Origin of the sequence: Psychrosphaera algicola, assembly GCF_028401425.1 — a bacterium.
GTDB lineage: Bacteria > Pseudomonadota > Gammaproteobacteria > Enterobacterales > Alteromonadaceae > Psychrosphaera > Psychrosphaera algicola.
In genome coordinates this window covers 1,641,759-1,656,947 of the sequence record NZ_JAQOMS010000002.1, presented here as the reverse complement: position 1 = coordinate 1,656,947, position 15,189 = coordinate 1,641,759, and the positions used below count along the sequence as shown (strand labels likewise).

The window sequence follows — 15,189 nt, the reverse complement described above, 5'->3', positions numbered from 1 at the left end:
CTCTTCTGATCCAGATGGAGTTGTTCGCGTAAAAGAATTTAGAGAAATGGTGCAAGCTCTGCATGAAAAAGGTTTAAGAGTTGTGTTAGATGTAGTCTATAACCACACTGCATCGTCGGGTCTATATGACAATTCTGTTTTTGACAAATTAGTCCCTAGTTATTATCACCGTTACAGTGAAGTTACAGGTGATATCGAGCGTTCAACATGTTGTGAAAACACGGCAACAGAGCATCGTATGATGGGTAAATTTGTTATCGATTCGTTGGTACATTGGGCCCAATATTATGGTTTAGATGGATTCCGGTTCGATATTATGGGACATATGCCGTTGGACGTTCTCTTAGATGGTCGCACAGCGGTTGCAGCAATTGATCCAGATACGTATTTCTACGGCGAAGGCTGGGACTGGGGGAAGTTGCTGGTAATCGATTATTCAAGCAGGCGACTCAAGCAAACATTGCCAATACCGAGATTGGGTCATTTAATGACCGTCCTCGCGATACGATAAGAAGTGCAGCACTAAGTAAATCGTCATCTAGTCTGTCAGATATTGATCATATTCGATTAGGTATGGCTGGAACATTGAAAAACTTTGAATTAGTAGACCAAAATGGCGCTAAGAAACTAGGTAAAAACTTTGCCCAATCATCATATGCTTTAGACCCTGCTGATATAATTAACTATGTGTCTAAGCATGATAACGAGTCATTATGGGATAATTTGCAATATGAAGGTAATTTGGCGCCTGAAATAGATAGTGATACTCGTGTTCGTATACACAGCTTGTCTGCCGCAATTCCATTAGTTAGCCAAGGAATACCTTTCTTCCAGTTGGCTATTGATAAGTTGCGATCTAAATCGATGGACCGCAATACCTATGATGCTGGTGATTGGTACAACCGTGTTGACTACACTAATATGTCTAATAATTGGAATGTAGGCTTACCAATTGAGCTTGGTGGTGACTTTAAAGCTGCGATTTCTGCAAACGCAAACATAGCGGTTTCATCACAGCAAATAGAGCGAAGCAGTGCGGTATTTAATGAGTTTTTACAAATTCGTAAATCGAGCCCGCTATTTAGATTGACAGATGAAAGCCAAGTTATCCGCCGCATTGGTTTCCACAATACCGGTCCTAATCAAACAAAAGGTTTGATTATGATGAGTATTGATGACGGAACAGGTTTAACTGATTTGGATGAAAATAATGATGCATTGGTTGTCGCTGTCAATGGCACAGCAAATACTGTCAGTCACGCTATTTCATCAGCGTCTGGATTTACCTTACATCCTGTTCAACTGAGCAGCGCGGATACGATAGTTCAAACGGCATCTTTTGTTGAATCCGGCGGTGTGGGAACGTTTAGTATCCCAGCTCATACTATTGCTGTATTTGTTAAGGCACAGGGGAATGCGCAGTCTGTTGGATTAGCAGTTGACCCAGATTATGTTAATTCACCTTACGGCGACACGCCGATTTTTGGAAGCGGCTTTGCGTCTGATAAATTGGCATTTGAATATGACGGGCGTGGTGTTTATACAGCGGCGGCAACGCTTAGTGCGGCAAGTATTATTTTTGATATTGCCGACATGAATAGCACAGATGTGGACTTGTCATTTTCTGATGTAGTGGTCGCAGGTGATTCCAATGTTATTACCGATGGAGGCAACAATGACTTCGGCACTGACATTACTCAAGCCGGGACCTATGCCATCACCATAGATGTGTCGGGCGTTACGCCGATACTGTCTATAAAACTGCAAAATGCATTAGTGAGTTGTGAAGCACCTATATCAGCGGGTGATGCACCATTTGCTATTACAGGGGGCAAGTTGTTTGTTCGCGGCGAACACAGCGGGTGGGACCCAAAACCAGAATTTGAACTCGTTTATATTGGAAGTAATCAATATAAAGCGGTAGCGAACTTCAATGGTAGTTTCCCGTTTAAGTTAGCATCAAATGATGGTTCGTGGTCTACACAGTTGTGGGCTCAAAATTCTACGGGCGAAATTGAGACTGGCGATTCTAATTGTAGGTGTTAGCTATGATGTTGCATATAAAGATGCTAAAACGACTAATAACCAAACTACGTTAAGTGATGGTAAGTATAGTTTCTTATTAACTCTAAACGAAGAAAATCCTGCGCAAGGGAATAATGTTGGAACTCTATTGATTGAGCAATGCTCAAATTAAAGTTTGATACATTTAAAAAATCCGGCCTGAGTGCCGGATTTTTTATGCCTGCAATAGCTAAGACACCCATTTAAATTTTTGAGCGAACTTATCAATTTCAGGGCCGCTGTTATCAAGACACCCATCTAAGCTTTAGAGTGAATTTGTTGATCTCCAGTTGATACCGATGTTACCAAAAGATGTTATCAAGACACCCATCTAAGCTTTAGAGTGAACTTATTGATTCTTAAAATGTTGTTATTAAGTTATTTGCTTTGAATTGCAGATTCAGCGGCTATCATTGAATAATCGCTATCATAGTAAAAATGAGAATAGGACTAAATCGTCTGGCGGATATAATCTTAGGCACAATATATTGACTTACAATTTCCATCTATTATCGTTGCGGAGATATCCAAATTTGGTAGATTTTTGGATGCGGATCAGCTTTCGAAGTACAATTGGTATATAAAAACTGTGAATGAAGGTAAATAAATGACAACTAGTGAAAATGAAAAAACAGCACTCAAAGTATGCGTATTAACCGTATCAGACAGTCGCAACGAATCGAATGATACCAGTGGTCACTATTTAGTTACTGCTTTGCAAGACGATGGTCACGAATGTTATGCAAAAGAAATAGTTAAAGATGATGTTTATCAAATGAGAGCAACGGTTTCCAACTGGATAGCCGACAACAACGTTGATGTTATATTGACGACTGGTGGCACTGGTTTTACTAGTAGAGATTCTACTCCAGAGGCTTTGAAACCACTTTTTGACAAGCAAATTGAAGGCTTTGGTGAAATATTCAGACATATTTCGTACACAGAAATTGGCACTTCAACAATTCAATCAAGAGCGTTGGCTGGCATTGCAAATAGAACGGTAATTTTTTGTATGCTATGGTTCAACAGGAGCATGTAAAACAGCCTGGAGTATTATTTCGTCACAACTTGATTCGACCTATAAACCATGTAATTTTGTTGGTCAGGTAACAAATTCGTTTTGCACTACAAGGGGGTAAAATGGCAAAGTTATCCCATGTTAATGAACAAGGCCAAGCATCGATGGTGGATGTTGGCGATAAAAAATTACAAATAGGATCGCTACTGCTGAGGGTTTTATCTATATAAATGACGAAGCGATGAAGCAAGTTATTGAACATACCAATAAAAAAGGCGATGTGATTTCTACCGCCCGAATTGCAGGCATTATGGGAGCAAAAAGATGCGCCGATCTTATCCCTCTCTGCCATACTTTATTATTGACTAAAATTGATGTTGATTTTGAGGTAGAAGAAGATAAAGGTCGCATAAAAATAGTGTCATTATGTAAAGTGAAGGGCAATACTGGTGTAGAAATGGAAGCGTTGACGGCTATTAATGTTGCTGCATTGACCCTGTTTGATATGTGCAAAGCTGTTGACCAAAACATGAGAATTGACGGTATCCGAGTGACATCTAAATCAGGTGGAAAATCTCCAGATTGGTCTATTAAATAAATAACATAAAATCAAAGTGTTACATAACCCTTCCCAATTTATTTCATTTTAAGCATAAAAACTGTACCTAGGTACAGGTGACATCTTTACATAATTAGGCCATCTTAATTGTGCAGGGAGCGAAAGCCATATGGAAATGGCAATTTTGTCTATCGAAGTTAGATTGTGAGGAAAAGCATGGCGTTAGCAAGGAAACGACAGATTAATATCGAGGCAACTCGATTTTATCACTGCGTATCCCGTTGTGTTCGTCGGGCGTATTTGTGTGGGCTTGATCCAGTTTCAGGACGAAACTACGAGCATCGCCGAAGTTGGGTTCAAAATAAACTATTAGAATTACCTAACTCATTCGCTATCGATGTGTACGCTTTTGCAGTCATGAATAATCACACGCATAGCGTGTTATATGTCAACCACCAAAAAGCGCAAAATTGGTGTGCACAGGAAGTGCTTACTAGATGGCATCGATTATTTAAGGGAACAATTTTAACTCAACGGTATACAAAAAATGCAGGACGAGGCATGTCGGAGGCTGAACTAAGGATGGTTAAGGACACAGTGGAAGTGTACCGGTCTCGTTTAATGGATATTAGCTGGTTCATGCGAAGTTTAAATGAATTTGTGGCACGTAAGGCGAATAAGGAAGACAATTGTACCGGTCGCTTTTGGGAAGGGCGGTTTAAGTCACAAGCCCTTCTAGATGAGCAAGCCGTTTTATGCTGCATGGTTTATGTCGATTTAAACCCACATCGAGCCGGCATAGCGAGTTCAATTAAAACATCACATTACACAAGTATTAAATTGCGAGAAAACGCAAATCGAAGTGGTTCAATAATAACTAAACTACAGTGCTTGACTGAAAAAAATATAAGCGGGCTAGCAATAAGTGAAAGTTCTTATATCCAACTTGTTAGTGACCGAATACACGATTTCAGCTCTGAAAAATCGAGTGAAACGTCTTCTATGGCAAACGTAATTAGAGATAAGTGGTATTCATCAACAACTTATTTTGAAGACTTATTTCATGGTGCTGTTGGAAATACCGAATCGTTAACCCGTTTTTGCAAATGCTTTGGCTCTAAACGCCGAAGTAACTTGTCAAATAATCGAAAATATTTTGGGGATGGCTCGACTAGTTTTAAGAATCCGCTTCATTTAGCTAGAACGGAGCTGGTTCTTCAAACTTAATTAAATCGTCGGTCAAAGGGTGGTGTACTGTCAACATTTGAGCATGTAAATTAAGTCGATTTGCAGCTGCTATTATATGTGGAGGAGCATAAAGTCGGTCCCCCAATATAGGATGTCCTAACTCTTTTAAATGTACTCTTAATTGATGACTTCTGCCTGTAATTGGTATCAATTTTACTCGAGTCCATTCAATATCACTTGTTTGCCCTCTTTCTAAAACGACATATTTTGTCAGAGAAGCCTTACCTGTGTCGTAACATACCTTCTGTTTTGGTCTATTAGGCCAGTCACAAATTAGTGGCAGATCAATTTCTCCAGAATCATTTTCAACATGACCACTAACGTTCGCAATATATTCTTTCTGCGTTTGTCGTTCTTGGAACTGCCTATTTAAATTCCTCAATGCATCTTTATGCATTGCCATGATCATAATACCGGAAGTCATCATATCTAATCGATGTACAACACCAGAATTTGGCCAAACTGCCTGCACGCGCGACATCAAAGAATCGAAATGGGATAACTTGCGCCCTGGAACAGATAGCAACCCACTAGGCTTATTTAACGCGATAATGTGATCATCCCGATAAAGTATCTGTAAATATGGATCCATCGGAGGAGAGTAATTCAAGATTGCCATTTAAAGTTTCTATTTATTGGTGGGTGTCTTTGTTAGGTGGATTATAAATCACCAAACGAATTTGCCCAATGCTTAAGTGAGATGTTTTTATTTAATTAAACGAGTGCGTGAGGAATAAGCGGGTTTACAGCTAATTAGTGCTTTTTATTCCGTCAGTTTAGTTAGTTTGAATGGGTGTCCTGATAACACGCTCTAGTTAAGTTCTAATGGGTGTCACAATAAGCTTTTCTAATGGGTGTCACAATAAGCTTTTTGACAGACTGTTAGAAAAAGACAGATGGGTGTCTAAATAATTGAATGTAATCATTAGACACCCATTTTTTACTTACCTTGAGTAGCGACGATTAGTCGAATTGAATCTAATTGGACACGAGCCGATTCGATTTCTGTTAATGAACTGTCAATTTGCGTTTGCAAAAAACTAATTTCTTCGTCGCGTATTGCCGGATTTACGGCTTGTAACGCTTCTAATCTTTCAAGTTCAGATTGTCTAGATTCGATTAGCTTCGCTTTAGCATTTTGTTTAATGGCTACGGCAGAGTTGTTAGCAATAACTTCACCCTGTGTTAGGAGAGAAGATACATCATCTTTTAATGCTTTAACCAGTTGTAAGGCAACTTGTTTTTTTGCATTTTTAAAGTTTGATCAAGTGCTCCTTGTTTAACTTTATCAGCCAAGTCGTTGCCATTTTTATCTAGCAAAACACGGATCAACGTATTTGGTAAATATCTATGTAATTGCAATTTTTTGGGGCTGTTGTCGTCAATAAATAGCCAACTTCTAATAAAACCGTACCCGGTGGTAATTGTTTGTGTGGTAAAAGGCAAATAGAGACATTACCTAAATCACTGGAGGTGAGCATCTCTAACGCACCAGTAACCATTGGATGTTCCCACGATAAAAAGTGTTGGTCCTCCTTTGATAATGCGGTATCACGGTCAAAACATACTGTCATACCATCTTCCATTAGTTCCGGGAAGTGGTCATTAAGCATATGCTCGCTAGGAGTCAAAATACTACTAAAAGTAGATATCTCTTCTTGTTGAACACCAAACTGATCCCAAACGGTATTCATAAAGTTCATAAGATCCGTAGAATCGTCTGCTTCTTCTAAATTGTCTGATATGTGCTTGGCAGCATCGCCGCCACCCGAATTGATCTCTAGTAATCTATCGCGACCTTGCTCGATATCTTTACGTAATTCAGAATTGCGTTTCTGACAAGTTGTTACCAATTGTTCAAAGTCTTCCGCATTTAATTTTCCGTTGATAAGTTGGTCAATTAGATCTGAGTTTTCTTCAAATACAATTCGAGCCGTTGATGATGTTTGCTCAAAGGCATTAAATGCATCGTGATAAAAATTGAACAAATTTTGCTGTGCACTATTGATTAAAAACGGTACATGAATTTGAATCGTTTCGGTTTGGCCTATGCGATCAAGTCGACCAATTCGTTGCTCTAATAAGTCTGGGTTGGCCGGTAAATCAAATAATACTAGCTGGTGAGCGAATTGAAAATTTCTCCCCTCTGAACCAATCTCTGAACAAACTAACGCTTGAGCGCTGTTTTCTTCATCGGCAAAGTAAGCCGCAGCTTTATCACGTTCGACAATAGTCATACCTTCATGGAATACAGTGGTACGTAAGCCTTCTTTTTCAAACATAGCTTCATCTAATGCAAGAGCTGTTTCAGCTCGGGCACAAATTATAAGCACTTTTTGTCTTTGTTCTCTTTTAAGAAGTCACACAACCAGTCAACTCTAGCGTCGAGTTCCCACCAACGTTTCTCATGCAATGTTGAGTGGTGACATTCTGGTAATAATCCAATAAATTCAACGTCGTCTAAATAGCTTTCAGTGCGCTGTAGGCCATAAGAGGTTACTTGTCTTGATGGAAAACCTTTGACACCAACGCGAGAGTTCCTAAACATGATTCGGCCAGTGCCGTGGCGGTCAAGTAAACTTGAAATAAGTTTTTCAGATGTTTCAACTCGATTTGGATTCGCGCAATACTCTGCAATTAATTCAATGCTTAATGGATCGGCAAGTAATTTTGATAGCTCAAGATTTGAAGCTTTGTCTAAATCCGCCTGATTTAGTAGGGTTGTGGCAATTTCTGCAACCTGTTTATATTGCTCTTCTTCTTTTAAGAAGGTTTCATAACTATGGAAGCGACTTGGATCTAAAAGTTGCAAACGCAGGAAATGCCCGTAATGACCGAGTTGATCAGGAGTCGCGGTCAATAAAACGAGCCCTCAGTATTGCTACCGATATCGGTCACTGCAGCAAATAATTGATCCAAGTCATTATGCGTAGAATCTTCCGCGTGCGGTGTCACATGGTGAGCTTCGTCGACAACAACTAAATCCCAATTGGCAGCGCGTAAAGACTTTTGCCATTTTTCGTCACGAGCTAACCACTCTTGAGATACTAAAATCTGCTGTTCATTGTCGAACGGGTTAACCCCTTCATTTTGTCCAGATTCAGCTTCACAACGCTCGTTGTCAAAAATCGAAAATTTCAAATTGAAACGACGTAACATTTCGACCAACCATTGGTGTTGCAAACTTTCAGGTAAAACTAATAATACTCTTTGTGAACGGCCACTGATAAGTTGCTGGTGGATGATTAAGCCAGCTTCTATTGTTTTTCCTAAACCGACTTCATCGGCGAGTAAAACTCTAGGAGCGAAACGCTTGCCGACAGTATCAGCAATATATAGCTGATGAGGGATTAAACTTACTCGTGCGCCTTGTAGGCCTAATAAAGAGGAACGTTCCAAATTTGTTTTGTATTGGTGCGCTTTAAGTCGAAGGTTAAACCAATTTGGACGGTCAAAATTCGCGGTGAATAATCGAGCTTCGGGGGTATTTAAACTCACATGGTGGTCAAGCATGATCTCTTTAACTAATACATCTTCATTGTTATCTGTTCGACTGCCAGCATAAACTAAAGTTTGACCTGTTTGCTGAACTTCGGTCACAACAAACTTAAATTCTTCAAGACTAGTTAACGTATCGCCAATTGAAAATTCAACACGCATTAAAGGTGCTTGATCAATTGCGTACTGGCGAGATTCTTCTGCGGCCGGAAACATAACGTGGACAAATCGATTGTCGAGTTGAATGATAGTCCCTAGCCCTAATTCGTTTTCGGCTTGGCTAACCCATCGTTGTCCAACAGCAAAATTCATTCATGTACTCCTAAAAAGTCTGGATAGTAAAAAAGTCGCGTATTCTACTGGTCTCGGCCTGTTTTTCATATCGTTTTACTAAAAATAGGACAATTAATCCGGTTTGGAAATGCGGTGTCATCAATAAGGGTTAATGTTGGCCCTAAAATATTTTTCATCTATTCATCAAATTTTCATAAATTGTCCGGATTATTGGCTACAGTTATAATAGAACAGAAGGGTTCTCATCCCCTTTAAAGCAATAATATAAGGAAGTGCCTATGCCCAGAACATTAGAAAGCACACAAAAAAATTATTTGTATTAGACACCAACATTCTACTCCATGATCCACACGCCTTTTTTAATTTTCAAGAACATGATGTTTTAGTGCCCATGACAGTTCTCGAAGAGCTAGACCATATCAAAGACCGAAATAAAGATGTTTCGCGGGATGCTCGAGTTGCTATTCGGTCGTTAGAAAATATCCTTCAAGATGTTACACCTGAACAGATGATTGAAGGGGTTCCACTAAATCGTAATGAACTCAAAGACAGTAGTGTCACGGGCCATCTGATTATTTTAAACGATCATGTAATTGCTACGGAGGTTTCGGGCTTACCTGGAGGGGTAAACGATAATAAAATAATTAATGCGGCGCTTCATCTCCAAAAAGAACGTTCAAATGTAACAGTTGTGCTCGTCACAAAAGACATTAACATGCGACTGAAAGCCAAAGGAGCGGGCTTAAAGTTTGTTGAAGATTATACAACAGACCAATTAATCGATGATGTAAACCTCTTAACTAAAGGATTTGAAGTTGTTGAAGGGGATTTTTGGCAACAAGTTGAAAATGTAGAAAGTGAAAAAGACGGTAGAGAAACGACTCATAAAGTAACGTTTAAAAAAACGATACCAACATTTATTAACGAATATATATTAGATGAAGGTGAAGAGTTTGCTGCGCGTGTAACAGGTCATTATGAAGATAAAGTGGAGTTGCTTGACTTAGGAAGGCAACGCTTATTATCTAGAAAAGCTTGGGGGATTACTCCGAAGAATATTTATCAGGGCATGGCGTTAAACGCATTAATGGACCCTAACATCGAATTGGTCATTTTAACTGGCCCAGCTGGGTGCGGGAAAACACTTTTAGCATTAGCATCAGCATTGGAAATGGTTATTGAACTTGGCATTTATGACAAAGTATTGGTTACCAGAAATACGCCTGAAATAGCAGAGTCAATCGGTTTCCTACCATAGGTACAGAAGAGGAAAAAATGGCGCCATGGCTAGCCGCAATTACAGACTCCTAAGTTCTCCACAAGAATGATGAAAACCCAAGTTCAAGTTTGAGTTACATAATGGAGAAAGCGAATGTGCAATTTAAATCTGTTAACTTTATGCGAGGGCGGAGCATTCAGAATGCAGTTGTATTGTTAGACGAATGCCAAAATCTAACGGCTTCACAGTTGAAGACAATAATTACTCGTTGTGGTGAAGGGACCAAACTCGTCTGTTCTGGAAATTTGGCACAAATAGATAGTAACTATTTAACCGCAGTTACGTCAGGTTTAACGTATATTGTTGAACGGTTTAAAAACTTTGAAGGCAGCGCAACTGTTAATTTGAACGGAGTTGTTAGAAGTAGACTAGCGCAATTTGCTGAAGAAAATTTATAGCATAGACTATGCTAAAAAACCGAGCAGAGCACTAATACCAGTCGGTTAATAGCTGACTGGCGTTTTTTATAGGGACATTAGGCTACTTTCTTGCAATTATTGGTTATAGCTTATCTGGCATTCTATCCCGTAAAACAAACATTCTTAATGTGTGCAGAAACTCTGCATTATTTATGGGTAACTTACTGGCACTATGAATTGGCGTGCGCATGAAGAATGCAACAATATGTCGTATTCATAAACAATTGCTAAGTTGGGGGCACCGTTGCGCAGAAACTTCTGTTATTTAATCGTATTGATAGCGCATTAAATCTGCGAGCGAACTTAGTATTCGATACCATTTCCCGTTCACTTGGTAGGACGTTAATCTCGCGGTAATTTGCTCTGGTAGCCCATTAAAATTTTTGCTCGCAGGAGCACCCAATGTTAAGGAATCATTGGGACTGAGGGTAATAACCTTTCTGCTAATGTCATCTCTCCAACGTAACGAGCATCGAACTGACTATCTAATAGTAAATGGTTTGAGAGTTTCATTAACTTACGTTCTAGACTGTGGGTAACTATTGCCGCCACGATAAGTTATGGTGGGTGTCCACGTTAAGTTCTGGGTGGCTGTCTACGTTAAGTTTAGGTGGCTGTCCAAGATAAGTTTGGGTGGCTGTCCATGTTAAGTTTGGGTGGCTGTCCATGTTAAGTTTGGGTGGCTGTCCATGTTAAGTTTGGGTGGCTGTCCATGTTAAGTTTGGGTGGGCGTCCACGTTAAGTTTAGGTGGCTGTCCACGTTAAGTTCTGGGTGGCTGTCCACGATAAGTTTGGGTGGGTGTCCACGTTTAGTTCTGGGTGGGTGTCCACGTTTAGTTCTGGGTGGGTGTCCACGTTTAGTTCTGGGTGGGTGTCTACGATAAGTTTGGTGGGTGTCCACGTTAAGTTCTGGGTGGCTGTCCACGATAAGTTTGGGTGGCTGTCTACGTTAAGTTTAGGTGGGTGTCCAAGATAAGTTTAGGTGGGTGTCCATGTTAAGTTCTGGGTGGGTGTCCATGTTAAGTTCTGGGTGGGTGTCCATGTTAAGTTTGGGTGGGTGTCCAACTAACTGTCCTACTAACTGCAATTACCTGTACATAACAAGGTCAGTGGAATTGGTTTTGTGCTCTCTGGCCTCAAGGAGTATTGCGTTGCCTTTGGTGTATCGTTTTAGAAAGTCTACTGATAGACTAACCTTTCGTATTTTTATGCTTTTCTGCCTGCTTAACCTATAGCCACCGAGGTCGCTGAATTGAACTATTTTGTACTCAAAAAGTTAACTATGAGTTTTATACTTAGCATCCTAGTGTTAGGTATTATAGTTTTTAGCTTCAGAGAGGACTTTTATAACCAATACAAATCAAGGTTTCTAAAGCAGCAATTTGTAACACAAAGTAAAGCTGCTGATTCGCTTGCGACCAATCTTTACGTGGTCCAACAATTGATGGAGCAAGCGAAACTTGTATACAACAATTATTCGGCATCAGGCTTAGTTCGAGATCAATTTGATATAAAGTCAAATGAACTGGCCATTATGAATTTGGTTACTCCAACTGAAGTAGACGGGGTATCCACAGACTATGTCCAAAAATTGCCTAGTTCGAGTCGCTATCTCTTAGAAGTTGGGCAATTCATTAAACCTATGGTCCAGTCTCTACTCGATGAACGTGTGGTAGAACAGGCTTTTGTTATTAATTTCAAAGGGAAGGATTTTATTTTTCCGGCTAATCTCCCATACAGAAATGACCCTTCTTTAGAGCAACTATATAATTGGTTGTTCCATAAACAACAACAACTATCACAATTAATGACTCAAAGGCATACGATCTTTGTGCCACCATTTTTTAATGTCGAATTTGGTCATGCGAGTGAATACCTCATTTTACCAATAGAAAAAGTAGATGATGCCATGTCTATTTTGGTTGTTAAACTTGATGTTCAGCTCGACCAAGGTTTTTGAAGGCAGCAACTCTTTTTATGTAATTTGGGATTCTATTACAGGGAAGACGATTACAACTAATGTAGTTAAGCCAGTAAACAAGGTTAAAGATTATGCTCAGGTGTACCTTGCGACTAGGTATTTACCTGAGAGTTTGCGGCATATCGTTAATAATGATCTAAATGTTAAACGTAAGTTACATAGTCCTTTGTTACTAGAACGAGCTGCACATGAACCTGTAATCTATCTACAAAAAGCAATTGATTCCACCCCATACCGAATGGCAATTTTCAAACCTGCAAGTGGCTTCATAGAAGAAATGAACGCAAGTGTCAGTTGGCTAACCGTCAAAATCTTGCTGTTTAGTCTGTTTGTCATAATCTTTATTTTTGCACTTATTATATGGAAAATCGCCTACCCTACGTCTAAATTGATTGCGCATATTGAGCGGCAAAGTTCTTTGTATGATATGGAAGATAGTTTGACCGTTAGTGGGTGGGAAAAGTGGTTTGATAAAATCGCTTTAGCTTACAAAGATAACCGTAAGTTATTACAATCGTTGATGACTAAAAACAAACATTTAGATCATATCGTAAAAAGTCGTACCCAAGAGTTACAGGCTCAAACCCACTCAAAAGATCGAAATATTGCTCTAAATAGATCAATCATGAACTCAATACCTGACATGATTTATTACAAAAACCTAGATGGCGGGTTTTTAGGGTGCAATAGTGCTTTTGAGTATCTTGCTGGTGTAAGTGAAACTGATATTGTTGCCCGACACGCTGAGGAAATTTTCCCACCTAAAATTGCCGAAGAAATTACTAAATTCGATTTCCAAGCTTTACGTTCTAAAAGACCTTTTAATGGTAAGTCAAAACACACGTTTCCAAATGGACGAGTGGCAATTATTCAATGGCTTGTTGCGCCAATCGTAGATTCAGATGGTGAAGTGCACGGACTACTCGGTTTAGGGCGAGATATTTCTGAACAGGAAGCAAGCGTTAAAAAGCTAGATAAGGCTCGTAAACAGGCGGTTGATGCGAATGAGACAAAGAGCCATTTTATTGCCAATATGAGTCACGAAATTCGCACTCCAATGAATGCTGTTATGGGAATGTTGGAATTACTCTTAAGTGCTAGGCCAACAATTGAACAGACCAACTATATTAATATTGCACAAAAATCATCTCGACACTTAATCCAAATAATAAATGACATACTCGACTTTTCTAAAGTTTCCGCGAAGAAGATAGAACTGCACAATGAAGTCTTTGCTTTCTCAAGTATAATTGATATTGCATTTGCAAATGCTTTGCCAGAAGCATTGAGAAAAGGGTTATTATTAGATGTCAATTTGTCTCCAGATTTTCCAGAGTTATTTATCGGTGATGAGGTACGTATTGACCAAATTTTTATAAATTTAATTGGTAATGCCATCAAGTTTACAGAAAAGGGATCAGTAATATTAGAAGCCAATTTATTGCGAGAAAAAATGATATTCAGTTTGTTGAATTTAAAGTTATTGATACTGGCGTTGGTATTCCTCAAGAAAAACAAGAAGCCGTTTTCGAAGCCTTTACCCAAGCGGATAGTTCAATAACACGTGAGTTTGGTGGGACTGGTTTGGGGTTAACAATTGTTTACCAACTAGTTAAGTTGATGGGTGGGAAAACGGAACTCTGGTCGAAAGTGGGCCAAGGTACTGAATTTAAGGTGACATTGCCGCTGCGCAAAGTTGTAGAGCAAACTGATAATAAATTAATTAATAAACAATGGGTTATTTGCGAACAAAAGAGTGACCTCGTTACGTCCTTAAAAAATAAACTAAGAACTACTCAGCAAAAATATCGAGTATTGTCTCCTAGTGAGATTTCGAAGGGGCGAATTCACCGTAATGAAGTATTGGTTTGCCGCCCTGAAATGTTGACTTTATTGCCCGCAAGCATTGTTGAAAAGATCAGCCAAGGTGATATCGAATTGCAACCCGTCACCTTTAAACTAAATGAACTTGCGACAAACTGCTTAAGTACCCTCCCGCATTTTCCAGTGTTGTCCATGCCGTTTTCTACCAACAAGTTGTTACTTAATCAGTTACAACCGAAAATTGTCGGTCAAAAATTAATTGAGCAACAGCCTATGTTAGCTGGATATTCAATTTTGGTTATTGAAGATAATGAAGTTAATCAGCAAGTTTTAAAGCTCATTTTAGCCAATGAAGGCGCTAGTGTTATTTGTGCTGACAACGGAAAAGAGGGGATTGCACTCTTAGAGAAAAAACAGTTTGATGTTGTTATTCTCGATCTCCAAATGCCGGTAATGGATGGTATAACCTGTACGAAAGCCATTCGTGCCGAAGATAAGTGGCGCGGATTACCTATAATTGCAATGACAGCTCACAATTCTGATACAGACAGACTAAATACAAAACGTGCTGGTGTTGATCTCCATTTAAATAAACCAATAGAAAAAGAAAAACTTATTGGCGCTATTTTAACACTGTCATCTAACTATAATGCGCTTCTTGCATCTAACTCGATAATGCTGAATGTAGAACCAAAAATAACAACGAATATTACAATAGAATCGCTTAGTGCCCAGTTTGATGGTTTAGATTGGCGCTTTTTAGGTAAGCAATTTGGTGAAAACCACCAGACGATTATTAAGTTATTAACACGTTTTAAAACATCAAAGCAAAACGCGTTATTCTACCTTTCTCAAAATTATCGCAGCCTCAGCGCTGAAGAGTTAAAGTCGTCCTTGCACAACTTTAGGGGATGTTTGGAAGTATTGGCGCATCTGGTTTAGCGGAATTAACAGCTGAGTTAGAAAAACAACTGAGCGAAGGCGCTAAACTAAACTCAGTTACGA

General features: G+C 39.3%; 9 protein-coding genes and 4 pseudogenes. 9 read left to right on the top strand and 4 right to left on the bottom strand.

The window, feature by feature from the left end; translation table 11 throughout:
• The first annotated feature begins 46 nt into the window (after nt 1–46).
• The 5 genes and pseudogenes from PN838_RS08805 (at nt 47) to PN838_RS08785 (ending at nt 4,868) form a co-directional block, all read left to right on the top strand.
• Nucleotides 47–511: a hypothetical protein gene (locus PN838_RS08805; RefSeq protein WP_502592184.1), complete on the top strand. Its 465-nt coding sequence runs from the start codon at nt 47–49 to the stop codon at nt 509–511.
• A 62-nt stretch (nt 512–573) separates the two neighbouring features.
• Nucleotides 574–2,046 (top strand): alpha-1,6-glucosidase domain-containing protein, encoded by a 1,473-nt coding sequence (locus PN838_RS08800; RefSeq protein WP_272180417.1) that lies wholly within the window; start codon nt 574–576, stop codon nt 2,044–2,046.
• A 625-nt stretch (nt 2,047–2,671) separates the two neighbouring features.
• Nucleotides 2,672–3,203 (top strand): annotated as a pseudogene (moaB, locus tag PN838_RS08795) (molybdenum cofactor biosynthesis protein B).
• Between the two features lies 1 nt (nt 3,204).
• Nucleotides 3,205–3,680: pseudogene (gene moaC, locus PN838_RS08790) on the top strand (cyclic pyranopterin monophosphate synthase MoaC).
• A gap of 177 nt (nt 3,681–3,857) precedes the next feature.
• Nucleotides 3,858–4,868 carry a transposase gene (locus tag PN838_RS08785; RefSeq protein WP_272180416.1) on the top strand — a complete coding sequence of 337 codons (1,011 nt, stop codon included), beginning with the start codon at nt 3,858–3,860 and terminating at the stop codon, nt 4,866–4,868.
• On the opposite strand, the gene rluA is transcribed toward PN838_RS08785, so the two are convergent.
• From rluA to PN838_RS08765, 4 genes and pseudogenes are all read right to left on the bottom strand, one after another.
• On the bottom strand, nt 4,840–5,508 hold the full coding sequence (gene rluA, locus PN838_RS08780) for a bifunctional tRNA pseudouridine(32) synthase/23S rRNA pseudouridine(746) synthase RluA (protein WP_272180415.1): 669 nt from the start codon (nt 5,506–5,508) through the stop codon (nt 4,840–4,842). The two genes, PN838_RS08785 and rluA, sit on opposite strands and share 29 nt — an antisense overlap.
• A gap of 321 nt (nt 5,509–5,829) precedes the next feature.
• Nucleotides 5,830–7,222: pseudogene (gene rapA, locus PN838_RS08775) on the bottom strand (RNA polymerase-associated protein RapA).
• Entirely contained in the window at nt 7,213–7,749 is a 537-nt protein-coding gene (locus PN838_RS08770) for a hypothetical protein (RefSeq protein WP_272180414.1), read from the bottom strand. Before PN838_RS08770 ends, rapA begins: the two are co-directional and overlap by 10 nt.
• Nucleotides 7,746–8,699: a DEAD/DEAH box helicase family protein gene (locus PN838_RS08765; protein ID WP_272180413.1), complete on the bottom strand. Its 954-nt coding sequence runs from the start codon at nt 8,697–8,699 to the stop codon at nt 7,746–7,748. Before PN838_RS08765 ends, PN838_RS08770 begins: the two co-directional genes overlap by 4 nt.
• A gap of 271 nt (nt 8,700–8,970) precedes the next feature.
• Here PN838_RS08765 and PN838_RS08760 point away from each other — a divergent pair.
• The 4 genes and pseudogenes from PN838_RS08760 to PN838_RS08745 all read left to right on the top strand — a co-directional run bounded on the left by PN838_RS08760 (nt 8,971) and on the right by PN838_RS08745 (nt 15,126).
• Nucleotides 8,971–10,358 (top strand): annotated as a pseudogene (locus tag PN838_RS08760) (PhoH family protein).
• A 1,327-nt stretch (nt 10,359–11,685) separates the two neighbouring features.
• Nucleotides 11,686–12,339: a hypothetical protein gene (locus PN838_RS08755; RefSeq protein ID WP_272180412.1), complete on the top strand. Its 654-nt coding sequence runs from the start codon at nt 11,686–11,688 to the stop codon at nt 12,337–12,339.
• Entirely contained in the window at nt 12,281–13,921 is a 1,641-nt protein-coding gene (locus PN838_RS08750) for a histidine kinase dimerization/phospho-acceptor domain-containing protein (RefSeq protein ID WP_272180411.1), read from the top strand. The genes PN838_RS08755 and PN838_RS08750 overlap by 59 nt, the downstream gene beginning before the upstream one ends.
• Nucleotides 13,819–15,126, top strand: coding sequence for a response regulator (locus PN838_RS08745; protein ID WP_334313496.1), 1,308 nt, complete (start codon nt 13,819–13,821; stop codon nt 15,124–15,126). The genes PN838_RS08750 and PN838_RS08745 overlap by 103 nt, the downstream gene beginning before the upstream one ends.
• The last annotated feature ends 63 nt before the right edge of the window (nt 15,127–15,189 follow it).

What these genes read in the sequence shown, in the direction of transcription:
- PN838_RS08805 (WP_502592184.1), top strand. Translation starts at nt 47, where the DNA reads ATGGTGCAAGCTCTGCATGAAAAAGGTTTAAGAGTTGTGTTAGATGTA.
- PN838_RS08800 (WP_272180417.1), top strand. Translation starts at nt 574, where the DNA reads ATGGCTGGAACATTGAAAAACTTTGAATTAGTAGACCAAAATGGCGCT.
- PN838_RS08785 (WP_272180416.1), top strand. Translation starts at nt 3,858, where the DNA reads ATGGCGTTAGCAAGGAAACGACAGATTAATATCGAGGCAACTCGATTT.
- rluA (WP_272180415.1), bottom strand. Translation starts at nt 5,508, where the DNA reads ATGGCAATCTTGAATTACTCTCCTCCGATGGATCCATATTTACAGATA.
- PN838_RS08765 (WP_272180413.1), bottom strand. Translation starts at nt 8,699, where the DNA reads ATGAATTTTGCTGTTGGACAACGATGGGTTAGCCAAGCCGAAAACGAA.
- PN838_RS08750 (WP_272180411.1), top strand. Translation starts at nt 12,281, where the DNA reads ATGATGCCATGTCTATTTTGGTTGTTAAACTTGATGTTCAGCTCGACC.